This window comes from Rhodococcus sp. F64268 (assembly GCF_023015605.1).
Lineage (GTDB): Bacteria > Actinomycetota > Actinomycetes > Mycobacteriales > Mycobacteriaceae > Rhodococcus.
The window spans coordinates 571,210-594,321 of the sequence record NZ_JALKAI010000002.1 but is presented as its reverse complement, the minus strand read 5'-3'; the positions used below and the strand labels follow the sequence as shown (position 1 = coordinate 594,321).

Here is a 23,112-nt window from a genome sequence, read left to right as displayed (position 1 = left end):
ATGAGCACAACTCCACGACTGTCCATGCGCGAGCGTCAACGCAACCTGACCCGGCAGAGCATCCTGGATGCCGCCTTGGAGGCATTCGCCGACCGCGGCTACTTCGCCACCACGGTCGACGACATCGTGCAGCGGGCCGGTATCGGGCGAGCAACCTTCTACCTGCATTTCGACGGCAAGGCCACTGTGCTGCGCAATCTCCGCGACGCCCGGATGGTCGAGTGGCAGGCCCAGGACGGCTTCAACTGGGGGCACAAGCAGGCGGCATCGGTGCGGAAGTTCTTCGAGCGGATGGTCGACTTCTATCTCGAAGCGCCGATTCTCTACAAGACGCTGCACGAGGCGCGCGCAGCCGATCCGGAGTTCGCCGCGGAACACATGCGCACGATGGAGGAGTTGGTCGTCGAATGGTCGCGCACCAAGACGTCGGCAACCACGGAGCAGCTGCGTCTCAGTGCCGCGATGCTGTACTCGATGCTCGACTACTTCATGCATCTCTGGCTGATCCAGGGGTGGGAGATCGAGCGTGAGCGCGCGATCGACGCGATGTCGGATGCGCTCCTGGCCGCGATGCGCTGAGGTCAGGCGTCGGTCTCGAAGACCGTGCGCAAAGCGGCGTAGACGTCGTCGAGGAAACGCTGCGTCTGGCGTGTGCGAGGGCGGGCGACGAACCCGCCGTGGATCACCCCGGGGTAGACATGGAGTTCGACGGGCGTGCCGGCACGGGACAGTTGCGCGGCATAGTGCAGGTTGGAGTCGAGCAGCGCGTCCACATCGCCGATCCCGATGAATGCCGGTGCGGTACCGCGCAATTCGTCTGCTCCGGCTCGGCCCGGTGCGGCTGTTGCCGGTGGTGTCGTGCCGGAGAGTTCGCCGAGATACGCCCGCCACGAGTGACGTTCGGCCTCGAGTCGCCACAGACCCCAATGTCCGGATCCGCCTTCGAGTGCCAGGAGGGAACCGTGCTCCCGGTCGTCGAGCATCGGATAGACCAAGAGTTGGAGCGCGGGCTGGGGCAACCCCACCTCGGCGAGGCGGATACACAGTGCAGTGGCGAGTCCGGCGCCGGCACTCGCGCCCGCGATGACGAGACGGTGCGGGTCGACACCGAGCGCATCGGCGTTCGCGAGAAGATGTCGCCAGACCAGCTCGGCATCGTCGAGGCCCGCGGGATACGGATTCTCCGGTGCCAGACGGTAGTCGACCGACACGACCGCGCAACCGATGTCGGTGGCGAGGAGGTCGAGTCGATCATCGTTCTCGTCGAGGCCGCCCATGATGAACGCACCGCCGTGGAAGTACACGACCGCGGGGAGCGGGCCTGGAGTGCCCCGAGGGCGGTACCAGCGGACGGGGATGCCCGGTCGCTCGGCGGTGCCGGGGATGACGTCGTCGACCCGCTCGACTCGGTCCTTCGCGGGGACGGTGACGGGAGTGACCTTGGCGTAGGAAGCGCGGATGGTGTCGATGTCCGTGGTGTCCCACCGGGTCAGGTGGTCGAGCTGTGCGAGTGTTGACGGTTCGACCCTGCGATGCACCGCGACGGCCGGCTCGGCGGGGCCCTCGAACGCCGGAAGCGAGGAGATGCGGGCGTGCAGGCTCGTCGCGAATCCGGTGAGTTCGGTACGGGGGAATGTGTCGACGACCAGTGCTGGCTCATGTCGGGCCAGTACACGCTCTGCGAGTTCGGCGGCCAGAGGCTGCGTTTCCGGCGTGTCGAGGACAGCGATGCGGCTCGGATCGGCATCGAAGAGATCGGTGGCCACGGAGCGGGCCCATTGCAGGGCGCGGTCGCCGTCGTCGAGCGCGCTGCCGGGGCGAACGGGGACCTCGACGACCACGAGACCGTCGGTGGCGAATTCGCGACAGGTGTGCGACGTGTCGCCGGTCAGGATCAACACCGGAAATCGGCGCGTGGCAGTGTGCGGCGACGCGAAGGTTCGGACGATCAGCCCGGCCCCCACCTCATGGGAGTCGTTGCCGGTCATCCCTCTCCTGTCTCGGATAGTGCACACGGATGTGTAGAGAATGCATTTCGACGGTATCTGATGGCTATTGGGCGCCACAAGGTTTCGCTCCCAACTCTTGACGGAGAGCGGACCACTCGACCAGTATGTGTGTATATAGAATCAAAGTGTTCGGTAAATACACAAGCCTTCGGATCATGCATCAGACCGAGAAGGAGCCGCACCTCATGACCGACGCTCGGCGCAACTCAACCCCGGAGATCGACGCTCGGAACGCGACGGAAGTCTTCACGGCGTGGCTCTCGGAATTCGCGGCCGCGCTCGAGAAGGGCTCGGAGGTCGAACTGGGGGCATGTCTGCACCCCGATGCCACGTGGCGCGATTTCATGGCTTTCCCGTGGGACTTCCACCACGCCGTCGGCGGCGAGCAGACTGCAGCACGATTGATCGAGCTCGCCAAAGAATGGGGCGCGTCCGGTTTCTCGGCAAACAGCGAACAGCAGCCCTTCCTCTCCGGCGACGATGTCATGGGCTTCTTCGATTTCACCACCAACGACCGGATCGACCGGGGATTCGTCCGGCTCGTCCGCGACGGATCGCGGTTCGTCGCGTTCACGCTGCAAACCCAGGTCGAAGCGCTCAGCGCATTTCCGGAGGCCACCCGTCACCGCCGCCCCGAGGGCAAGGTCTACGGCGTCGTCCCGGGTCGCACGCGCTGGGCCGACGATCGTCGAGGCGAGACGTCGTTCGAGGATCGCGACCCCACCGTCCTCGTGCTCGGCGCAGGCCACAACGGCCTTGCCCTCGCGGCGAGGCTGGGTGCCCTCGACGTCGATACGCTGGTGATCGACAAGGAAGCGCGCATCGGCGACACGTGGCGCAAACGCTACGCATCGCTCGCGCTGCACAGCACCGTCTACGGCGACCACCTGCCGTATCTCCCGCTTCCCGCGACCTGGCCCGCGCACACGCCGAAGGACAAGTTCGCGAACTGGCTCGAAACATACGCCACCACACTCGACCTCAACGTGTGGACGAGCACGACCTTTCTGAGCGGTCACTACGACGAGGAAGCCGAGCGGTGGACCGTGCGTGTGCAACTGGGCGACGGCTCGATCCGCGCATTGCACCCGCGCCACTTCATCGTCGCAGGAGGCATGTTCGGTTCACCACGCATCCCCGAGATCGAAGGGCTCCAGGAGTATCGCGGTGTCGCAGTGCATTCCGACGAGTTCCAGGACGGCGCATGCTATGCAGGCAAGAAGGCGCTCGTCATCGGGTCGGGGGTCAGCGGACACGAACTCGCACACGATCTCTGGGAGCACGACGCCGACGTCACCATGGTGCAGCGCACTTCGACCTACGTCGTCACCTACCCGAGCTACCACAAGTACTGGTCGACGCTGTTCACCGAAGACATGACCCTGACGCCCGACTTCGCCGATCAGATGACCTACGCCCTGCCCAACGAACGGGTCGACGAGTTCAACAAGGAACTCGTGCAGCTCGCGAAGGCGGCCGACAAGGAACTGCTCGACGCACTCGAATCCCAGGGATTCAAACTCAACTGGGGACCGGACGGCACCGGTATCATCGGAGCGCACATGTCGGGCAAGGACAGCTACCAGATCGACATCGGAGCATCCCAGCTGATCGCCGACGGTCGCGTCCGCCTGAAGCAGGGCGTCGAGGTAGCAGAAATCAAGGACGGAACGACGGTGGTATTCACCGACGGGTCACAGATGCACGACGTCGAGTTGATCGTCTTCGCGACCGGCTACCACCAGTTCTGGGGTCATCTGAAGCCGGTTCTCGGATCCGCGGCAGCGAAGATCGACAAAGCGTACGGCCGCGCCGCTGACGGCGAGTACGCGAACACCTGGCGCCGATCGGCGCAGCCCGGGCTCTGGTTCGGCACCGGATTCATCCGGATGGCGCGTTTCTACACCCGATTCACGGCTTTGCTGATCAAGGCGATCGAGGAGGGCATCGAGCCGATGGACCCGGAGGCCCGCAAAGCGTAGAGCCCGACCCGAACTTCGGTGTTCTCGACAGCGATATACGCCGCTGAGAACACCGAAGTTCAGTGTCCGCGCAATGCGCCTCGCTGGATCTTGCCGGTCGCGGTTTTCGGGAGCGCGTCGAGCACGTGGACCACGCGGGGCCGCTTGTATGCGGCGAGACGTTCACCCGCGAATGCGACCAGTTCGGCCGGATCGGTCGTCTCTCCCTCTCGCAGCGACACATACGCGACCACCGCTTCACCCCGGTACTCGTCGGGCGCACCTACCACTGCGACTTCGAGGACCGAAGGGTGTTCGTAGAGCACGTCTTCCACCTCACGCGGCCATACCTTGTAGCCCGAGGTGTTGATCTGATCCTTGATGCGATCGACGAGATAGACCCAGCCTTCGTCGTCGATGATGGCGACATCGCCGGTGTGCAGATGCCCACCCGGAAGCGTGCGCTCGGTTGCTTCTTCGTTCTGCCAGTAGCCGGGAATCACCTGCGGCGCGGTGACGACGAGTTCGCCCTCCTGCCCCGGTGGTTGCGGACGTCCCTGAGCGTCGACCGTGACCACCTCGACGCCGCGAGTCGCGACGCCGACGGAGAGCGTCCCGCTCGGACCGTGCACGGGGGCCGCGACACCGGGCGGCACAGCGATACCCCCGCCGGTCGTCTCGGTCATGCCCCAGATGTTGTGGAGATACACGCCGAACCGGTCGCGGAAGGCGTCGATCGTCGCAGGTGGGATCGGGGCCCCGCCGGAGTAGATGCGCTTCGCGCTCGCGAAATGGTCGGCACCTGCGTCGGGGACGCCGAGGAAGGCGTTGAACGCGGTGATCGAACCGACCGTCGTGGTGACCTCGTGTTCGCGGATCGTGTCGAGCGCGACCGACGCCTCGAACCGTCCGCTCATGCTCAGGGTCGCATCGCTCAGGAGTGCGATCCCGGCGTTGAGTGAGAGCCCGGTGATGTGGAACATCGGAGCGATCGCGTAGGAGACGTCGCCGGCAGCGAACCGGATCCACTCGGCGTAACCCGCCACCGCGCACAGAAAATTGCGGTGGGTGTTGAGCGCGCCTTTCGGTGGCCCGGTTGTGCCGGAGGTGTAGGTGATGAACGCGATGTCGTCGCCGTCGTGCATGATTCGTGTCGGCCGCTGACCGCGTCGGGCAGCGAGAACGGTGGTGAGGTCGCCGTCGGGGGAGGGCACGAGATCCGGTTCGGTGAACACCCGAGGGTCGTTCTGCGTCTGGAAGTCGCGTGACGACGCCGAGAGCAGCCACCGCACCGAGGTTCCCGCCAACGCGTGGCGCGTCGCCTCGTCGGTACCGCGGGCGACGATGATCCCCGTGGTGCCGGAGTCCTCCACCAGCCGCCGTAACTCCTCGCCCCGGTACATCGGGTTGAGGGGCACGGCGATGGCCCCGGCCTTCCACACGGCCAGCAGACTCAGCGGGTAGTAGGGGACGTTCTGCAGATAGATACCGATCCGGTCGCCCGAGCGCACACCCCGCGCTTGCAGCTCGGCGGCCAGCGCATCGGTCAGCGAATCCAGGGTGGCGGCATCGATCGTGCCGTCGAAGTACCGGATCGCTGCGCGGCCCGGTCCGGCGGCGACCCGCTCGCACCACGCCTCGACGATCGAGCCGGACACGGTCACCGGTCTGCACCGACTGCGTGCCGGCCGGCGATCCAGGCGAATGTCATTCCGGGGCCGAGCGTTCCGCCGGGGCCACCGTACGAGGCGCCGGTCGGCGACGAGACGTTACCCGCCGCATACAAACCGGCGATCACCTCGCCGTCGAGGTCGACGACGCGGGCATGCTCGTCGACCTTGGGTCCGCCCTTGGTGCCGATGACGCCTGCGGTCAGTTCCATGGCGTAGAACGGTCCGTCGGTGATCGGGCCGAGGGTGCCTTCGATGCTGCCCTTCTTGTACGGGTCGCCCCACCACCGGTCGTGAGCGCTCTCGCCCCTGCCGAAGTGCGGGTCCTTGCCCGCCGCGACGTTTGCGTTCCACTGTTCGACGGTGCGTTCGAGTTCGTCGCCGGGGATGCCGAGTGTCAGGGCGAGATCGCGAAGGGTGGGTGCCTCCGTCAGCCACGGGGGTGTGGTGCCGGTGTAGGGCCGACCGGTGGATCCGTAGGTGGTGAGGTAGGTGTGGTCGAAGATCAGCCACGCGGGCAGGTTGGCGTACCGGAATGCGGTGACGTCCTCCTGGTGGAAGGCGCCCACGACCGAGTTGTAGCTGACGGCTTCGTTGGTGAAGCGCCGCCCGGTGCGATTCACCATGATGCTGCGTGGTCGTGTGCGGTCGCCGTTGATCATTTCGAGGTTCATCGAGTTGATGCCCGCGGGGAGTTCGGTGATGGGGATCCACCAGGCTTCGCGCATGTTCTGGAGTGCGGCTCCGGCACGCATGGCCATGCGCAGGCCGTCGCCGGTGTTGGTGGGGATCGAGGCGGGCTTCGTGACGTGGCCGCGCAGGAATGTGGCGCGGTATTCCTCGTTCCACTCGAATCCGCCGGTCGCGAGGATGACAGCCTGGGTGGCACGGAGGGTCTGCCGTCCTTCGGCGGTCTCGACGACCACACCCGTCACGCGACCGTCCTCGAGGACCAGGTCGTGTGCCGCTGTCGACAATTCGAACGTGACGCCGACGCGTAGGCACGCGTTCAGGAGATGGCCGACGAGACCCCCGCCCATGCCGCGCAGGTCTTCGGCCTCGCGATGCGCTTTCTCGTCGTCGGTGGGGGCCTTGGGGACTGCGCATCCGATCGCGGTCTCGTCCATCCGAAGATAGGGGGAGTAGTACGGGGTCACTTCGACCTTGTCCTGCCATTCGCCGAGGGTGGGGAAGGGGAACAGTTCCTGCCCGAGCGTCCGGCCGCCGTCGGGTCTACCGCCGGGATTGGACGGGTGGTAGTCGGGAAGTCCTGGCACGGCGAAGAACTCGACACCCCCCTGGTCGGCGAGTGCGCTCACCATCTTCGGTCCGGCGTTCACGAAGGCGCGTGCGAGGCGTTCGTCGAGGATGCCGCGTCCGAGCGACATCAGGTAGGTCATCGCGTCGTCGGTGCTGTCCGTGGCGCCGATGCCGGGCATGTACGGGTTGTTCGGGATCCACATGTGGCCTCCGGACCACGCGGTGGTGCCGCCGATCCGGTTGTTCTTCTCGATGACCGTGACCTGCGCGCCTTCGTGTGCTGCAGTGAATGCGGCGGTGAGTCCTGCGGCGCCGCTGCCGAGGACGATGACATCGTATGTTTCGGGTTCGGACACTCCGGCCTCCGGTTCGAGTGGACTCTTGTGGGGTGGTGTGATCCCGCTTACCATAGCGAACGTGCATCAATAGAGACCAGGTGTTCAATAATTACAACACGATGCGATGAGATGGTGGGGCGAATTACCTATGCGGGAAACGTACGACGTAATCGTTCTCGGGTCCGGAGCCGCCGGTCTCACTGCGGCGCTCGCCGCCGCGCTCGAGGGTGCCGACGTCGCGGTGTTCGAGAAGTCCGACCTGATCGGCGGCACCACCGCCCTCTCCGGTGCAGGAATCTGGGTGCCCGGAAACCCCGTCGCGGCACGCAAGGGCATCCAGGACTCGCTCGAGGAAGGCATGACGTATCTGTCCAGCCTGTCCAACGGCATGATCCTGCCCGAGCTGGCCGAAGTATTGATCTCCGGTGGCCCCGGCTTCGTCGAATTCCTGCACGAGAACACCGATCTACGACTTCAGCTCGTCGAGGGGTATCCCGACTACCACCCTGAACATCCCGGTGGGAAGCCCGGCGGGGGGCGGACCCTCGAGCCCGGGCTGTTCTCATTCGCCGGGATCGAGGAGTGGATCGACCGTATTGCCGGCGACATCCAACGCATCATGCTCGTCGAAATGCCGCTCGGCGGCGGGACGGGCGTCATTGCACCCGAGATTCTCGCTGCCCGCGCAGAAGCCGAGGAAGAAGGTCTGGGTCGCGCACTGGTCGGCGGCCTCCTGAAAGCGTGTCTCCAGCGTGGGGTCGACGTCCGAACCGGGGTTCGCGCGATGAAGCTGCGCACCGGCGGGGGTGCTGTCGACGGTGTCGAAGTCGAGACCGCCGACGGAGTCCGTGCAATCGGAGCTTCCGCTGTCGTCCTCGCGACGGGAGGGTTCGAATACGACCCGGACCTCGTGCGCGACTTTCTGCGCGGGCCGCTGACGCGTCCCATCGGTGCACCGACCAATACCGGTGACGGCCTGCGCATGGCCATGAGAGTCGGTGCTCGCCTGGGTAACATGCGTGAGGCGTGGTGGTCTCCGTCGGTGCAGTGTCCCGGCATCCGGCGCGACGGTGCTCCGGTCGCGATGCTGTCGTCACGCGAGCGTGCGCTGCCCGGCTCGATCATGGTCAACCGTTATGGTCGCCGTTTCGCGAACGAAGCCGCGAACTACAACGCCTTCGGTGGTGCCTTCCACCATCTCGACGAGTCACGGCTCGACTACCCGAACCTTCCGGCGTACATGATCTTCGACCAGTCCACCGTCGACCGGTTCGGCGTATTCGGCGCCCGCCCGGGGGCCCCCGTGCCCGAGTGGGTCACCCGTGCCTCGTCCATCTCCGAACTCGCTGCAGCACTGAATCTTCCGATCGACGCGCTCACGGATACGGTCGCGCGGTTCAACCACCATGCGGCACAAGGCGCGGACCCGGATTTCTCGCGGGGCAACAGCGCATTCGATCGCTTCCCCGGTGGGAGGATGGGCGACCCGGATTCTCCCGGTGCGACGTTGGGGCCGGTCGATGTTGCGCCGTTCTACGCCGTCGAAGTGATCAGCTCGGCACTCGGCACGAAAGGCGGACCCCGCACCGACGTCGAGGGGCGGGTTCTCGATGTCGACGGCGACGTGATCGAAGGCTTGTATGCCGCGGGCAATGTCATGGCCAACCCGAGCGGAATGGTGTACGGCGGTGCCGGTGCCACACTCGCGGTCGCGGGAGTGTGGGGAATCGCGGCGGGTCGTGCCGCTGTCGCAGACCGGGTCCCGGCACGTCCCGAAGCGATGCAGACCTGAACGCGCAGGCAGGCCAATTCGTTCAAAAGATGGACGCATCGTCTATTGACTTGCCGAACCATCCATCTATAGCGTGTGGCTGGGATTACAGGACGACTCTCGACGCCACCTCTGATCTGAAGGACGGGCTATGACGACTCGGCGCTATCTCCACCTGAACCTCGTCGGCAACGACGTCAACCTCCACATGGGAGCTCCTGCGTACGAGCAGCAGCACCACGCCGACACCGCCCTCGTCGATCCATTCGAACGGCTCATGACCTACGGGCACCTCGGGGACGAAGGGCTCTTCACCGCGATATTCCTCGGCGACGTACCCGGCATGCCGAACTCGCCGGCCTTCGACGGTGGGCCTGCCGAGCCGATCACCGCGCTGACCGCGATGGCCCGCGAGACCAAGCACGTCGGGCTCATCGCCACCGCGTCGACGACGTTCTACGACCCGTACACACTCGCGCGTCTCATCGCCTCTCTCGACCAAGCCTCCGACGGCCGGGCCGGGCTCAATGCAGTCACCACCGTCGGCGACGCACTCGCGCTGAACTACAGCAAGACCAGCCACCCCGACCGCGAGACCCGATACCGCCGCGCTACGGAATTCCTCGACGTGACCGAAGCGCTCTGGGCCAATCGTGAGGTGCGCCGCGACCCCGACGGTGTCACGCGGTACTACGCCTCGCCGATCAATCACAAGGGCGAATCCTTCAGCGTGATCGGCCCGCTCAACGTTGCGCCGAGCCGGCAGGGCCGACCGCTGGTCGCGCAGGCGGGCGGGTCCGGACCGGGCATCAAGGTCGCCGCACGGCACGCCGACATGGTGTTCACCGCGGCATCCAACCGGGAGCGCGCAGCCGCCTACCGCGAAGACCTCGACAAGGCACTGGCCGACGCGGGACGCCCCGTCGGAAGTGTCCCGGCCGTTCCCGGCCTCATCCCCTACGTCGCACGCACCGCGAAGGAAGCCGAAGAACAGATGCTCGCCCTGGACGAGTTCGTTCCGTGGGAACTCCTCGCGCCGAAGGTGCTGGTGCAATTCGGGTTGGAACCGGTCTCGTTCGACAGCGTCGAAGATCGGTTCCCCTTCGAGCAGATGCCGAAGCCCGCCGACGTCGAGAAGACCATCAAGAGCACCTTCGGGAACTACGTCGGTCTCTACGACTGGATCGAGGCACACCCCGGCGCCACCGTCCGCGAGGTCACGGCGCAGTCCCTCGGCCGGGGCGGTGCACAGCACCGCAAGTTCGTCGGCTCGTACGACGACATCGTCGACGATTTCGAGGCATGGTGGAACGACGGCAACGTCGGAGGTTTCAACCTCATGTTCCCCGTCGGCCCGGCGTCGATCCGCGAATTCATCGACGAGGTGATTCCGCGCATGATCGATCGCGGCATCTACCGATCCACCCCCGACGACCGGCCGCTGCGGGAGCGCTTCGCGTGAGCCGCACCCTGCCGCGAGGCGAAAGGAACCGAGCATGCCGGAGACGTTGACGCCGCCGGGCCCGAAACCCGAAGGCTTCGACCCGGATTGGGTGCGGGCCAAACACGCCTACGAGCGTGCCAAGCGGCTCCGGCGCGACGGAGTCGAGCAGTTCGTCGAAGTCACGGCCGAATTCTCGCACTGGGAGGACGATCCCTACGTCGAGCGGACCCCGCGCGATCCCGTGAACGACGAGGTCGAGATCCTGATGATCGGCGCCGGTCTCGGCAGCCTGATCGCTGCAGCGCGCATGCGCGAGGCAGGACTCGACGGCATCAGACTGCTCGACCGGGCGGGCGGCGTCGGCGGAACCTGGTACTGGAATCGTTACCCGGGCATCCAGTGCGACATCGAGTCGTACATCTACATGCCGCTCCTGGAAGAGCTCGGCTACATCCCCACTCAGAAATACGCGTACGGCACCGAGATCCGCGAACACCTCGCAGCGATCGCCCACCACTACGACCTGGCGCGCGACGCGCTCTTCCACACCACCGTCACCGAGATGGTCTGGGACGAGGCGGAACAACGCTGGAACGTGCACACCGATCGCGGCGATCGTATCCGCGCCCGGTTCGTGGTCGTCTCGCCTGGCTCGCTCGTACGTCCGAAACTGCCCGGCATCCCCGGCATCAACGAATTCGAAGGGCACACCTTCCACACCAGCCGATGGGATTACAGCTACACCGGCGGAAACGAATTCGGCGACCTTTCAGGGTTGCAGGACAAGTCGGTGGGCGTCGTCGGCACCGGCGCCACCGGACTGCAGGTGGTGCCTCACCTCGGCAGGTGGGCGCAGCAACTCTACGTGTTCCAGCGGACACCGAACGCCGTCGACGAACGCGGCAACAAACCCACCGATCCCGACTGGGCCGCGAATCTCGAGCCCGGTTGGCAGCGCGAGCGGATGGAGAACTTCACCCGTTACACCGCCGGCATGGAAAGCCACATCGACCTCGTCGACGACGGCTGGACCCGGGTGGCCTCCGAGGTCACCAAGACTGCGATCCAGCAGGAGAACGAACGCCGTGGCGCACCGATGACGCCGGAGGAGATCGGCGAGTTCCTGTTCGAGGCCGACTACAGGTCCATGGAACGGGTACGTGCCAGGATCGACTCCGTCGTCACCGACAAGGCCACCGCCGAAGCACTCAAGCCCTGGTACAAGCGGCTCTGCAAACGAGTCGGGTTCCACGACGAATTCCTGCCCACGTTCAACCGCGACAACGTCGAGCTCGTCGATACCGACGGCCGCGGAATCGAGCGGCTGACACGCGACGGGGTCGTCGTCGGAGGCACCGAATACAAGGTCGACGCGCTGATCTTCGCAACGGGATACGACGTCAGCAGCAGCTACACCCGCCGCGCAGGATTCGACATCATCGGTCGCGACGGAATCCACCTGAGCGACAAGTGGAAGAGTGGACCGCGCACCTTCCATGGGTTGCAATCCCACGGATTCCCCAACTGCTTCTTCCTCGGGTACACGCAGACCGGTATCGCGAACAACTACACGCACACTGCCGAGGAACGCGCCCGGCACCTCGTCTACCTGCTCACACAGTGCATCCAGCGAGGAGCCACCACGATGGAAGCCGATCTCGAAGCGGAGGACGGCTGGGTCGCCACCATGAAGGAGCTCGGCAAGGTGGGGCAGGCCTTCTACGCGGACTGCACCCCCAGCTATCTCGACAACGAGGGCGACAGCGGCAATCCCGACGGCCTCGTCGCAGCCAACTACGGCGGTGGCCCGATCCAGTTCTTCGACCTGCTGGCCCGATGGCGGGACAGCGGGCAGATGGAAGGCGTCACGCTCACCTAGTGCCCTTGGTCCCCAGTCACGGTTACGGAGTCGATTGTCAATGAGAGTCGAGATCAGCGAAGAGCGATGCGTCTCTGCGGGCCAGTGTGCCGCAGTAGCGCCCGGGGTGTTCGATCAGCGGGACGAAGACGGCGTCGTGGTCCTGATGGATGCGGATCCGTCCGACGAGCACTGGGATCCGGTTCGTCAGGCAGCAGCATCGTGCCCCGCAGTCGCCATCGCATTCGAGGAGTGAAACAGACATGCCGGAGAATTCTACGACCGACGTCGACGAGGCCGTTCTCAGCTTTCCCGTCGAACGCGACGCACGCTGCCCGTTCGACGTCCCTGCTGCACTCATCGATTCGGCGGCCGATCAACCTGTGCGACGAGTCCGTATCTGGGACGGCAGCACACCATGGTTGATCACGGGCAACGCCGAACTGCGTGTACTGGCACTGGATCCGCGTATCAGCACCGACGATCGCCTGACCGGCTTCCCACACTGGAATGCGGGCCGGGCGGCCATCGCCCCGATGCGGCCGGACAGCATCTTCAACACCGACGGCCCCGGACATCTGCGACTCCGCCGCATGATGACACGCACCTTCTCCTACAAGCGCGTGGAAGCGCAGCGCGAGAAGATCCAGCAGGTGACCGACAAGCTCATCGACGACATGCTCGCCGGGCCGAATCCGGTCGACCTCGTGCCCGCATTCGGTCTACCGCTTCCGTCGTTCATGATCTGTGAGCTGCTCGGGGTTCCCTACGACAATCATGACTTCTTCCAGGAACACGCCTCGGCCGCGATGGATCGGTACGCCACACCGGAATTGCAGGAGCGACTGTTCACGGCCATGCGCGGCTACATGCGGGAGGTCATCGAAGAGCGGCTTGCGTCGACGGAGGAGTCGACAGGGGTGATCTCGGAGTTCGCCGACAACATCCGGGCGGGCGAGATGACGATCGACGAAGGCGTTGCGCTTGCCAACGGGCTGCTGTCGGCAGGTCATGAGACGAGCGCAGGCATCATCTCGCTCGGAACGCTCGCACTCCTCCAGAATCCGGAACAGCTCGAGTACCTGCGCCACAACGACGATCCCAAGGACATCGCCACAGCGGTCGAGGAGCTACTGCGGTATCTGAGTATCGTCCACAACGGGCAGCGACGTATTGCTTTGGAAGACATCGAGATCGGTGATGTCGTGATCCGCGCCGGTGAGGGTGTCGTTCTCGACTATTCCGCCGGTAGCTGGGATGCCCGGACCTTCGAGGAGCCGCGGCACTTCGATGTGGCTCGAGTGTCGAACAAGCACCTCGCGTTCGGATTCGGCCCGCACGGATGCATCGGCCAACAGCTCGCCCGCGTCGAACTTCAGGTTGCTTTTGCCACGCTCATCCGCCGAATCCCGACCCTGAAGCTTGCCGTGCCGATCGAACAGATCGAGTTCAAACACGACCGGCTCGCCTACGGTGTCTATTCCCTGCCGGTGAGCTGGTGACCGGCAGGGAATAGACCTGTGGCCCTGAGTCAGCTCTGACCCGGCGTCGTCATCGTGCTGCCCGCGGCTGTGCCGCCGTCGACACGGAGGACGGCGCCGGTGACGTAGCGGGCGCGGTCGCTGGCCAGATAGACGGCGGCTTCGGCAGCGTCGTCGACAGTCCCCTCGCGGTTGAGGGGCCGCTTCTTCGACTGTGTGGTGCGCACGCTCGAAATCATCGCCTCGCGCTCCTCGCCCTCGAGTTCTGTGGTCGACGACGCGAGCAATGTCGTCGGGATGCTCCCCGGTGCAAGGCAGTTCACGCGGATTCCGTGGACGCCCAGGTCGATGGCCGCAGATTTCGTGAAGTGGATGACCGCGGCCTTCGACGCTCGGTACGTGATCACTCCTCTGCCTGCCATGATGCCGCCGATCGAGGAGGTGTTGATGATCGCGCCGCCACCGTGCTCGGCCATGTACTTGGCTGCTGCTTGCGTCCCCACCATCACCGCACGCAGGTTGACGGCGAAGATCTTGTCGAAGGCCTCGAGGTCGTCCTCGAGGAAACTGGCGTGGATCGGGCCGGAGATGCCGGCGTTGTTGACCAGCACGTCGAGGCCGCCGAACGTGTGCACCGCGAAGTCGACCAGCGCTCGCACCTCGTCGATGTCCGAGACATCGGTTTCCCGAAACACGGTGGCGGGGGCGAGGGAGTCGGCCAGGGCTTTACCTTCGTCGCGGTGCACGTCGGCAATCACCACCCGGGCGCCTTCGCGGACGAAATGTTCGACCGTCGCGCGGCCGATTCCGGTGGCGCCGCCCGTGACAACGGCGATCTTGCCGGTGAGTTCTGAAGACATGTAAGCACTCTCGCATCTCGAACGGTTCGACGTCATGGCATCCATCTACTGGACGCATTGTCTATCAGTGGGGCGTGATCTGCCAAGGGCTCGCAGACGAGGGTGGGCGGTGATGGCCGACGATGAGGGGCACACTGGTGGTCGACCGACGCCGGGATGTGGAACAGGGGAGGGCGCATGATCGGAGACAGGTGGGGTGTCACAGTGAAGGCTCGGCCGGAGGCGGTGTGGCCCTGGGTGACGCAGATCCAGTGGGCGCCGTACTCGTACGACTGGAGGCGATCTCGTGATGGCGCGACGCCAACTACTCAATCTCAGGCGGCTCGCGGAGCGCGATCCGTCGTGATGCGGCCGCACGCTCGGGTCTTCACCGGTCCACCTCTACGGGACCCCAGCAGGTCGGTAGCTTCCGGTTACGGGACCGCTTTCGGCACACGCCGGTACGGGTTCCGCTTGCGGTATTCCTATCCTCAGGGTGGTTGATTCAAATCACTGGTACGGATCTGCGATTTCGCGGAGTTTTGTGAGCGCCTCTCGAAGGCATCCTGCCAGTTCAGGGCCGAGGTGGTCGTTCCATTCTTGCTCGACGCCCATCACCACCTCGCGAGCCCGCGTCGACGCCGCCTGCCCCTTTCGGGTGAACCGGATGATCTGCGCCCGGCCGTCCTGCGGATCCGGGATGCGCTCCACGAGTCCTTCCCGTTCCAGTGCCGCGACCAGCAGGCTTGCGGTCTGCTTGGTGACCTGTACCTGCTCGGCGAGGTCGGTGAGGCGAGAGCCGTCCTCGGCGATCCGCTGGGCGAGCCGGGCCTGCGCAACGGTCACCTGGTAGCCGGCCTCCCGCATGGCGCGGATCACCCGGTCGTCCATCGCCCGGTAGGCAATGAACATGAGCGTGGCGACGTCCATCGATCCCCTTGACAATAGTCAGCATTGCTGACCATGCTTATAGTCAGCATTGCTGACGATCATAGGGGATCTGCGATGACCAGACTTCCTCCTACCCGCGTGGTCCGGGCAGCCACCGCCCTCCGGACCGCGCTGCAGTCACTGACCCGGCGGATGGCGCCGCCGGAGGTCTGCCTGCTCGAGTTCGCCTCCGGGTTCGTGACGACCCACGCCGTCTACGCCGCGGCACGGCTCGGCATCGCCGACGTACTGGCGGACGGCCCGCTGACCGCGGACGACGTCGCGGCCGAAGTGGGGTCGGATCCCGACGCCACGCACCGCCTCCTGCGTGCCTGCGCCACCTTCGGAATCTTCCGAGAGGACCCGCGGGGCCTCTTCCGCCTGACTCCCGTGGCCGAACGGCTGCGCTCGGACACCAGCGACTCGATGCTTCCCGTCGTCCTGATGCTCGGTGATCCGGCCTATCAGAGGCCGTGGGGCCGGCTGGCCCACTGCGTGGAGACCGGCAGGCCGGCCGTCGAAGAGATGTTCGGCATGCCCATGTGGGAGTACCTCGACGAACACCCGGAGTTCGCCGCCACGTTCAACGACGCGATGACCCGGTTGTCGGCCCTGGACTGGCCCACCGTGGAGGCGGCATACGACTTCACGCCGTACTCGACGATCGTCGACATCGGAGGTGGGCACGGACAATTGCTCGCGCGTATCCTCGGCGCGGCACCGTTGGCCAAGGGGGTGCTGCAGGAACGTGAGGCCCTCGCCGGTGACGCCGAGGAACACCTGCGTGCGGCGGGCGTGCTGCCCCGCTGTCGGATCGAGGCCGGGTCGTTCTTCGAGACCGCTCCCTCCGACGGTGACCTCTACGTGCTGCGGCGCGTGGTCCACGACTTCGACGACGGACAGGCCACCGCGATCCTGACCAACGTCCGACGCCACATGCCGAGGGGCGCCACCCTGCTCCTGATGGAGAGCGTGGTCCCGCCCGGCAACACGCCGCACTTCGCCAAGACCCTCGACCTCGACATGATGCTCTTCGTCGGTGGCCGGGAGCGCACCGAGCGGGAGTTCGCCACCCTGCTCGAGCGGGCGGGGTTCCGCATGACCCGGGTCGTACCAACGATTTCGACCATCTCGCTCGTCGAAGCCGTCAGCACCGGCGGGCAGTTGTGAACGCACTCGCGCAGGTTTGCGTCGGCCTCTCGGCACTCGTCCTGATCGTCGTCTTCCCGCTGGAGGCCTTCCTGGTCGACCGACCCTGGGTCCAGAAGTTCCTCGGCATCGAGCCCAACGGCATCGCGAATGTGCACCTGTGGTCGTTCTGCATCGGCGCCCGCAACGCACTCGCAGGAGTGGGCGCCCTCATCGGGCTCTGGATGGTGAACTTCGGCGACGAGTCGACCGGGACCACCGTTGTGGTCGTCAGCGCCATCTACATGCTGCTCACGTCGTTGTTCATGGGCGTCGCTGATCTGCTCGGGTACTGGCTGCCGCGCGGAGGGAGCGTCAGGGGGACCGTTGCGTCGTCCGTCCTGCCAGCGGTCGCGCTGATCGCCCTCGCCGCCTGACCCCGGCCGAGGTGGTAGGAGTGTCCTACAACAGTGCAGGTCTGCCCGTCGCCGATTGGCCAGCGGTCCCGGCTCAGTGATCCGCGTGACGCGGTTTCAAACCGGTGTCACAGTGGGGGACACGCTCATCCAGAGCGGAATCTTTCCTCCGCCTCCTCGGCTTGCCACTACCTCATGACCCGCGGAAACCCGGAGAGCCTGGGGAAGGTTTGCCCGATTCTGCGCGAACCCTTCCCCTAAGCTGGAACGTGTTCTAGATTCTGGGGAAGGGGTTCGTCGGAGTGGAGGTATGCACAGTGGAGTTCAACCTTGCGGATGTTTTCGAGACAACCGCGTCTGCGGTACCGGATCGCATCGCACTCACGTACGAAGATCTGAATCTCACGTATGCGGAGCTGGACGCGGAAGCCAACCGTGCCGGACAGCTCTTCTCCCAGGCAGGCATTTCCAAGGACGATCACGTCGCGATATTCCTCAAGAACTGCGTCGAGCATGTCACCAGCATCCTCGGTCTCATCAAGATCCGCGCCGTACCGATCAACGTCAACTACCGCTACACACCCAGCGAACTCGAGTACATCTTCACCAACTCGGATTCGGTGGCGGTCGTCGTCGAACTTCCCGAGCATCAGCAGGTCCTTGCGTCATTGCTCGATGCTTGTCCGCTGATCCGCACGGTGTTCGTCGCCGGCGAGGTAACGGAGGAGTTGAAGCAGGCCGCCGAGCAGCGCTCGGTTGCCGTGGTCCCCTTCGCCGATGCTCATGCTCTGCCCGCGACAGCAGAGTTCCCCGCGCGTTCGGGCGACGACCTGTATCTGCTGTACACGGGCGGAACCACCGGATACCCGAAGGGTGTCATGTGGCGGCACAACGATTTCTTCCGCAAGCCGCTCTCCGGCGGCAATCCCTATGGTGATGAGCCACGGAAGGATCTCGCCGAGGTCGCAGCCGCAGCGAAGGAGTTCCCGGGTCTTGCGTTCCTCATCGCCGCGCCTTTGATGCACGGTGCAGCCCTCTACTCGCTGTTCACGTTCTTCACGCTCGGCGCCCGGGTGGTCCTGAGGCGCGACTTCGATCCGAAGACGGTGGTCGAGGCTGTCGAGAAGGACAAGGTGCAGGTGATTCTCATCGTCGGCGACGGCATGGGGTTGCCCCTCGTCGACGAGATGGAACGACGGAAGGACGAGGCCGACCTCAGTTCGCTGTTCTCCATCACCTCCGGCGGTGCCATCTGGTCGACGAGCGTGCGCGACCGCATGCTTGCTGTGAAACCGGACCTGTTGCTGCGCGACAACTTCGGCGCTTCGGAAACCGGCAACGACGGCGCATTCGACGTCGACGAAGACGGAAACTTGCGAATGCCCCCGAGCCCCAACATGGTCCTCGTCGACGAAAGGCTCGAGCCGATTGCCCCGGGTTCCGACGACGTCGGCTACATCGCCCGTATCGGCAACGTGCCGCTGGGCTACTACAAGGACGAAGAAAAGACGGCCCGGACATTCCCGACACGTGCCGACGGTACGCGCTTGTCGATCCTCGGAGATATGGGTCGTGTGGAGGCCGACGGCACCATCGTCTTCCTCGGTCGCGGCTCGCAGTGCATCAACACCGGAGGCGAGAAGGTCTTCGCCGAAGAGGTCGAGTCGGCACTCCACTCACATCCGTCGGTCTCCGACGCTCTTGTCGTGCCCGTGCCGCACGAACGCATGGGGCAGGCAGTCGCGGCTGTCATCGCCACCTACCCGGAAGCTGGGGAACTGACCCTCGAAGAGGTGCAGGAACATTGCCGTAAATCGTTGGCGGGATACAAAATTCCTCGCTCGATCGTCGTGGTCGACGAGGTGAAGCGCACCCCCGCCGGCAAGGCCGACTACCGGTGGGCCACAGCTCGGGCTGCGCAGTAGGCGACGAACACAGCCTTACGACAGATGCACCTCTTCGGGAGGAGGGGTGCATCTGCGTAGGTGGTGCTCGATCGTCGCGGACGTGCTCAGGGCCGAGGGTTCCGGGTGCGACGCTCCGCCTCTGCGAGTGCGCGTCGGACAACGGCCGACAGTGCGACGAACGATTCCAGCTGGCTGGACCCAGAAGGCTTGACGTCGTCCAGTTCGGCTGCGATGGCTTCGCTCTCACTGCATAGTTCGGTAGCGAGGGCGCACTGATCGTTGAGCGACTTCAATTCTGCTACAGGCCAACTCGCATCGATGATCCGGTAGTCGCCGCGCTCCCTCAGTCGAACTCCGCGGGATGCAAGGGAGATTCGAAGAGCCTCGTTCACCTCGACGGAGCGGTCGGTGACCTCGATCCACCTCTGCATCGCGTCGAGCTTTGATCGCTCGCTACGCCGCTTGCCTGATCCGAACAATGACAGCTTCATTCGCGATTTCCCCCTTTTATCGACGTGAGTGTAGTCGCAATATCGTGATCTTGTAGCCGATTTGGAGAGGTACCCGACCGCCTTCGCGTTACAGGTTCGGCCGAGGGCGACGACGAGACCAGGCGTACACGGCGACCTCGTCGAACGGGGTGTTGTCATTCGGTACCGTCTCGTTTCATGACGAACTTGGATCACGGAGACCCTGGCGACGCCCCCACTGTGCCGCCGCCGTTGGCGGAGGTCGTGAACGCGACCCGGCCCTCTGCCGCCGAGGAAGCGCGGACGGTCGCGGCGTCGACGAACGCGGGCACTCTCGCGACCCTCACAAAGGAAGGCGACCCCTGGGCGTCGTTCGTGACGTACGGGCTCGTCGGAGGCTCGCCGGTGTTGTGCGTGTCGCACATGGCGGAGCATGGACGCAATCTGGCGCGCGATCCACGCGCGAGCATCGCGATCGTGGCACCGGACCCGCAGTCCGACCCATTGGCCAGCACTCGCATCACCCTCGCCGGGTATGTCGAACGTCCGGAAGGGGCGGAGCTGACTGCCGCGCGCGAGGCGCATCTGGCTGCTGTGCCTGCGGCGCGCGTCTACATCGATTTCAGCGACTTCTCGCTCTGGGTTCTTCGGGTTCAGCGCGTGCGCTGGGTGGGCGGGTACGGACGGATGGATTCGGCCACCGCCGAGTCCTATGCCGAGGCGTTACCCGATCCTGTGACCCCGGCGGCCGGTCGCGCGATCGCGCATCTCAACGACGACCATGCTGATGCGCTGCTGGCGATGGCCCGAAAGCTCGGCGGATTCCCGGATGCCACCGAGGCCACGTGCGTCGGAGCCGACCGCTACGGTCTGGATCTGATTGTCACCACGCCGCGCGGTCGGGCACCGACCCGCGCCGGGTATCTGTCACCGCTCGATTCTGCTGATGAGTTGCGTTCGGCCACAGTAGCTTTGACACGTGCGGCGCAGTCCTCGTAGGGGGTGCGATCATGGATGTCCGCCGACGCTTCGCCGACGCCCGCGTGGCCCGACTCGCCACAGCGGACGGGTCCGGCGTGCCGCACGTGATGCCGATCGTATTCGCTCTCGACGGCGACACGATCCACACCTGTGTCGACGACAAGCCGAAGACGACGCGGCAACTGCGACGCTTGGCCGACATTGCAGAGAATCCTCGGGTGAGCGTGCTCGTAGACCACTACGACGATGACTGGTCCCAGCTGTGGTGGGTTCGCGTCGACGGCATCGCCACTGTGCACGATGCCGACACGGACTCCGGTGCGGCCGGACTCGACGCGCTGGTCCGCAAGTACACGCAGTATCGGGTGCAGCGGCCGTCGGGGCCGGTGATCACCATCGACCGGCTGAGCTGGCGGTCGTGGTCGTCGTGAGCCGCGACGACGGGTCCCGATCGAGTGCGGTGGGTATACCTGTCACATGCGTATCGGAATCCTAGGTCTGTCGCGGGGCCTGCACATGGCCGGATTGGCACGCCGGATCGGCATCGAGGTGATCGCGGTCTGCGATGCCGACTCCGGACGTGTGTCCGACGCACGCGCAGAGTTTCCGGAGGCGCGGGCGACCGGGGATTGGACCGAATTGCTCGGTGCCGGTCTCGACGGCGTGGTGCTGGCCAACGACTTCGACGCGCACGCGGAATTGGCCATCGCGTTCCTGGATCACGGGATCCATGTGTTGTCGGAAACCGCGGCCTGCGCGTCCGAAGACGAGGGGCGCCGGCTCATCGCTGCAGCGGAGCGGTCCAGGGCGACCTATTCGTTCGCGGAGAACTATGTCTTCCATCCGCATACTCGGCTGCTTCGGGAGTCGGTGGATTCCGGTGAGCTGGGCGCACTCACGTTGGTGGAAGCCGACTATCTGCACAGCCTGTCGCCCCAGGACACAGCCGCTCTGATCGGCGACCCGACACATTGGCGTGGCCGTATACCGCCGACCGCGTACTGCACGCACACCGTCTCACCGCTACTCGACCTCACCGGAGCGTGGCCGGTGGAAGTCAGCGCCTTTTCCATCGGACCGGATGACGCTCGCCCCGCCGCCGTTGTTCTCGCCATAAGGCTCTCCGACGGCACCCTGGCCGTGGCCCGCCACGGTTTCCTCGCCGGCGAAACCGGAAGCCACTGGAGTTGGGTATCGGTGCGCGGTTCCCATGGCATGGCGGAGTCGGAGCGTGTCACAGGAGAAGACGCCTGGTCCGTGCGAGTACGTCTGGAGGGCTGGGCGCAGCCGGATGGGCTGGCGCGTGAGCAGATCCGCGTACCCGGCCCCTACGTTGCGGACGACGAATCCTTCGATCGCATGGCAGAAGGCACCGTCGTGGTGCTCGAAGGATTCCGTGCGACAGTGGAACACGGCACTGCACCGCTCATTCCGGTGCGTCGCGCCGTCGCGGCATCATTGGTCGGTGTGGCAGGTGCGGAATCACTCGTCATGGGTTCGCGGCCGGCGCCGGTTCCGGATGTCCGCCCGGAGTAGCCGAGGCAGCGAGCACGTGACGAGGGGCTCGTTCTCGGGCGAGGGAGGGGATTGCCTTCGACACAAGCCCGGTCATCCACGGCCGGGAGGACGTCGAGCCGTACTGTGAGTGCGATAAGTACGGTATCGGAGTAACAAACAGTTCGTCCGGTATGGCTACCAGCGTGGAGGCTGATCTTTCGGTGTTGTCGTTCGAGTCGACGGTGCCACGACGGTATGTGCATCGTCAGTCCGTATCGGAGGTTTTCCTCACTGATTGCGTCACCGGCCCGGAACCCGACCGGTTCGTTCTGGGCGCGCAGTGGCCGCGGGTGCATGGCTTCTACCGCGGCCGGGCCGGCCGGTACGACCCGATGCTCCTCGCGGAGACACTGCGGCAAAGCGTGATCTACCTGGCACACACTCGCTATCGCGTCTCGCTCGGTCAGCGATTCGTGATGCAGACCATCGAGATCACCGCTGAACCCGATCGGCTCGAGATCGGTGAGGGGGCGGCCGAGGTAGCGGTCACTGTCGACGTGTCGAATGTGCGTCGACGAGGCTCACACGTCACCGGTCTCAGCGCTGCCCTGACGTTCGAGGTCGCGGGCCACCGAGTCGGATCAGGCCACGGCCGTGCTTCGGTGCTCACCGCGGACGAGTACGACAACGCTCGATGGGGTGAGAGCGGGCCGCGGACGATCGGATCCGTGCCCGACGGCGTGCCCCTCGACGCGGCCGCGGTGGGCATGATGGTCGACGGGGATGTCGTCATCGGGGCAACGGCACGACGCGGGCGATGGCAGGTGCTGCCCGACCTGTCCCACCCGGTGCTGTTCGACCATCCGTCCGATCATCTCCCCGGCATGCTCATGTTCGAAGCTGCGCGTCAGGCGTCGCGAGCGGAGCTCGGGCTTCCGGATGCGGATCTGGTGTCGATGAGCGTGCAGTTCCAGCGGTTCGTGGAACTCGACCGTCGAGCCGAGGTGGTCGTCTCGTGCGTCGACGATGAGCCTGGGCGCGCGCATGTCGTATTCGAACAGCATGGAACGTCGATGGCCTCGGCGACGCTGACGTTGGCTTCTGCAGCCGATGTACGTTCGGGGCGCGGAACCCGGTCCGGTGTATAGACGC

General features: G+C 65.3%; 20 protein-coding genes. 14 read left to right on the top strand and 6 right to left on the bottom strand.

All coding sequences use genetic code 11. The features are described from left to right. Entirely contained in the window at positions 1-579 is a 579-nt protein-coding gene (locus MWU77_RS07045; RefSeq protein ID WP_247273295.1) for a TetR/AcrR family transcriptional regulator, read from the top strand. A 2-nt stretch (positions 580-581) separates the two neighbouring features. On the opposite strand, the gene MWU77_RS07040 is transcribed toward MWU77_RS07045, so the two are convergent. Beyond that, positions 582-1,988, bottom strand: a complete 1,407-nt coding sequence (locus MWU77_RS07040) for an alpha/beta hydrolase (RefSeq protein WP_247273294.1) — start codon at positions 1,986-1,988, stop codon at positions 582-584. Between the two features lie 176 nt (positions 1,989-2,164). Between MWU77_RS07040 and MWU77_RS07035 the strand changes: the two genes are divergently transcribed. Further along, positions 2,165-3,991: an NAD(P)-binding domain-containing protein gene (locus MWU77_RS07035; RefSeq protein ID WP_247273293.1), complete on the top strand. Its 1,827-nt coding sequence runs from the start codon at positions 2,165-2,167 to the stop codon at positions 3,989-3,991. Between the two features lie 59 nt (positions 3,992-4,050). Here MWU77_RS07035 and MWU77_RS07030 read toward each other — a convergent pair whose 3' ends face one another. Both MWU77_RS07030 and MWU77_RS07025 read right to left on the bottom strand, forming a co-directional pair. Then, complete coding sequence (locus MWU77_RS07030) at positions 4,051-5,634, bottom strand: class I adenylate-forming enzyme family protein (protein ID WP_247273292.1); 1,584 nt, start codon at positions 5,632-5,634, stop codon at positions 4,051-4,053. Beyond that, complete coding sequence (locus MWU77_RS07025) at positions 5,631-7,256, bottom strand: FAD-dependent oxidoreductase (protein ID WP_247273291.1); 1,626 nt, start codon at positions 7,254-7,256, stop codon at positions 5,631-5,633. The genes MWU77_RS07030 and MWU77_RS07025 overlap by 4 nt, the downstream gene beginning before the upstream one ends. A gap of 130 nt (positions 7,257-7,386) precedes the next feature. On the opposite strand from MWU77_RS07025, the gene MWU77_RS07020 reads away from it, so the two are divergent. From MWU77_RS07020 to MWU77_RS07000, 5 genes are all read left to right on the top strand, one after another. Then, positions 7,387-9,030 carry an FAD-dependent oxidoreductase gene (locus MWU77_RS07020; RefSeq protein ID WP_247273290.1) on the top strand — a complete coding sequence of 548 codons (1,644 nt, stop codon included), beginning with the start codon at positions 7,387-7,389 and terminating at the stop codon, positions 9,028-9,030. A 130-nt stretch (positions 9,031-9,160) separates the two neighbouring features. After that, positions 9,161-10,471, top strand: coding sequence for an NtaA/DmoA family FMN-dependent monooxygenase (locus tag MWU77_RS07015; protein ID WP_247273289.1), 1,311 nt, complete (start codon positions 9,161-9,163; stop codon positions 10,469-10,471). Between the two features lie 34 nt (positions 10,472-10,505). Continuing rightward, positions 10,506-12,332, top strand: coding sequence for an NAD(P)/FAD-dependent oxidoreductase (locus tag MWU77_RS07010; RefSeq protein ID WP_247273288.1), 1,827 nt, complete (start codon positions 10,506-10,508; stop codon positions 12,330-12,332). A gap of 40 nt (positions 12,333-12,372) precedes the next feature. Beyond that, positions 12,373-12,567: a ferredoxin gene (locus tag MWU77_RS07005; protein ID WP_247273287.1), complete on the top strand. Its 195-nt coding sequence runs from the start codon at positions 12,373-12,375 to the stop codon at positions 12,565-12,567. Between the two features lie 7 nt (positions 12,568-12,574). After that, positions 12,575-13,813, top strand: coding sequence for a cytochrome P450 (locus MWU77_RS07000; protein ID WP_247273286.1), 1,239 nt, complete (start codon positions 12,575-12,577; stop codon positions 13,811-13,813). 29 nt (positions 13,814-13,842) lie between these two features. Here the strand turns inward: MWU77_RS07000 and MWU77_RS06995 are convergent, their stop codons facing one another. After that, the gene (locus tag MWU77_RS06995; protein WP_247273285.1) at positions 13,843-14,652 is read right to left on the bottom strand and encodes an SDR family NAD(P)-dependent oxidoreductase; all 810 of its coding nucleotides are present in this window, start codon (positions 14,650-14,652) and stop codon (positions 13,843-13,845) included. A gap of 489 nt (positions 14,653-15,141) precedes the next feature. Next, positions 15,142-15,561, bottom strand: a complete 420-nt coding sequence (locus MWU77_RS06990) for a MarR family winged helix-turn-helix transcriptional regulator (protein WP_247273284.1) — start codon at positions 15,559-15,561, stop codon at positions 15,142-15,144. 75 nt (positions 15,562-15,636) lie between these two features. Between MWU77_RS06990 and MWU77_RS06985 the strand changes: the two genes are divergently transcribed. The 3 genes from MWU77_RS06985 (at position 15,637) to MWU77_RS06975 (ending at position 19,030) form a co-directional block, all read left to right on the top strand. Then, on the top strand, positions 15,637-16,731 hold the full coding sequence (locus MWU77_RS06985; protein ID WP_247273283.1) for an acetylserotonin O-methyltransferase: 1,095 nt from the start codon (positions 15,637-15,639) through the stop codon (positions 16,729-16,731). Then, a complete protein-coding gene (locus MWU77_RS06980; RefSeq protein ID WP_247273282.1) occupies positions 16,728-17,126 on the top strand; it encodes a DUF1304 family protein in 399 nt (132 codons plus the stop codon). The genes MWU77_RS06985 and MWU77_RS06980 overlap by 4 nt, the downstream gene beginning before the upstream one ends. A 296-nt stretch (positions 17,127-17,422) precedes the next feature. Beyond that, on the top strand, positions 17,423-19,030 hold the full coding sequence (locus MWU77_RS06975) for an AMP-binding protein (protein ID WP_247273281.1): 1,608 nt from the start codon (positions 17,423-17,425) through the stop codon (positions 19,028-19,030). 86 nt (positions 19,031-19,116) lie between these two features. Here MWU77_RS06975 and MWU77_RS06970 read toward each other — a convergent pair whose 3' ends face one another. Next, positions 19,117-19,503: a hypothetical protein gene (locus MWU77_RS06970; RefSeq protein WP_169687178.1), complete on the bottom strand. Its 387-nt coding sequence runs from the start codon at positions 19,501-19,503 to the stop codon at positions 19,117-19,119. A 177-nt stretch (positions 19,504-19,680) separates the two neighbouring features. Here MWU77_RS06970 and MWU77_RS06965 point away from each other — a divergent pair, with 177 nt between their 5' ends. From MWU77_RS06965 to MWU77_RS06950, 4 genes are all read left to right on the top strand, one after another. After that, positions 19,681-20,481: a HugZ family protein gene (locus tag MWU77_RS06965; protein WP_247273280.1), complete on the top strand. Its 801-nt coding sequence runs from the start codon at positions 19,681-19,683 to the stop codon at positions 20,479-20,481. 11 nt (positions 20,482-20,492) lie between these two features. After that, positions 20,493-20,894: a TIGR03668 family PPOX class F420-dependent oxidoreductase gene (locus tag MWU77_RS06960; RefSeq protein WP_169687176.1), complete on the top strand. Its 402-nt coding sequence runs from the start codon at positions 20,493-20,495 to the stop codon at positions 20,892-20,894. Positions 20,895-20,940: 46 nt separating this feature from the next. After that, a complete protein-coding gene (locus MWU77_RS06955) occupies positions 20,941-21,999 on the top strand; it encodes a Gfo/Idh/MocA family protein (RefSeq protein ID WP_169687175.1) in 1,059 nt (352 codons plus the stop codon). Positions 22,000-22,163: 164 nt separating this feature from the next. Further along, positions 22,164-23,108 carry a ScbA/BarX family gamma-butyrolactone biosynthesis protein gene (locus MWU77_RS06950; protein WP_247273279.1) on the top strand — a complete coding sequence of 315 codons (945 nt, stop codon included), beginning with the start codon at positions 22,164-22,166 and terminating at the stop codon, positions 23,106-23,108. Positions 23,109-23,112: the final 4 nt, after the last annotated feature.

Bases quoted from the DNA above. Each gene is read 5' to 3' on its own strand.
- MWU77_RS07045 (WP_247273295.1), top strand. From the start codon at position 1: ATGAGCACAACTCCACGACTGTCCATGCGCGAGCGTCAACGCAACCTG.
- MWU77_RS07040 (WP_247273294.1), bottom strand. From the start codon at position 1,988: ATGACCGGCAACGACTCCCATGAGGTGGGGGCCGGGCTGATCGTCCGA.
- MWU77_RS07035 (WP_247273293.1), top strand. From the start codon at position 2,165: ATGCATCAGACCGAGAAGGAGCCGCACCTCATGACCGACGCTCGGCGC.
- MWU77_RS07020 (WP_247273290.1), top strand. From the start codon at position 7,387: ATGCGGGAAACGTACGACGTAATCGTTCTCGGGTCCGGAGCCGCCGGT.
- MWU77_RS07015 (WP_247273289.1), top strand. From the start codon at position 9,161: ATGACGACTCGGCGCTATCTCCACCTGAACCTCGTCGGCAACGACGTC.
- MWU77_RS07010 (WP_247273288.1), top strand. From the start codon at position 10,506: ATGCCGGAGACGTTGACGCCGCCGGGCCCGAAACCCGAAGGCTTCGAC.
- MWU77_RS07005 (WP_247273287.1), top strand. From the start codon at position 12,373: ATGAGAGTCGAGATCAGCGAAGAGCGATGCGTCTCTGCGGGCCAGTGT.
- MWU77_RS07000 (WP_247273286.1), top strand. From the start codon at position 12,575: ATGCCGGAGAATTCTACGACCGACGTCGACGAGGCCGTTCTCAGCTTT.
- MWU77_RS06995 (WP_247273285.1), bottom strand. From the start codon at position 14,652: ATGTCTTCAGAACTCACCGGCAAGATCGCCGTTGTCACGGGCGGCGCC.
- MWU77_RS06990 (WP_247273284.1), bottom strand. From the start codon at position 15,561: ATGGACGTCGCCACGCTCATGTTCATTGCCTACCGGGCGATGGACGAC.
- MWU77_RS06985 (WP_247273283.1), top strand. From the start codon at position 15,637: ATGACCAGACTTCCTCCTACCCGCGTGGTCCGGGCAGCCACCGCCCTC.
- MWU77_RS06970 (WP_169687178.1), bottom strand. From the start codon at position 19,503: ATGAAGCTGTCATTGTTCGGATCAGGCAAGCGGCGTAGCGAGCGATCA.
- MWU77_RS06965 (WP_247273280.1), top strand. From the start codon at position 19,681: ATGACGAACTTGGATCACGGAGACCCTGGCGACGCCCCCACTGTGCCG.
- MWU77_RS06960 (WP_169687176.1), top strand. From the start codon at position 20,493: ATGGATGTCCGCCGACGCTTCGCCGACGCCCGCGTGGCCCGACTCGCC.
- MWU77_RS06955 (WP_169687175.1), top strand. From the start codon at position 20,941: ATGCGTATCGGAATCCTAGGTCTGTCGCGGGGCCTGCACATGGCCGGA.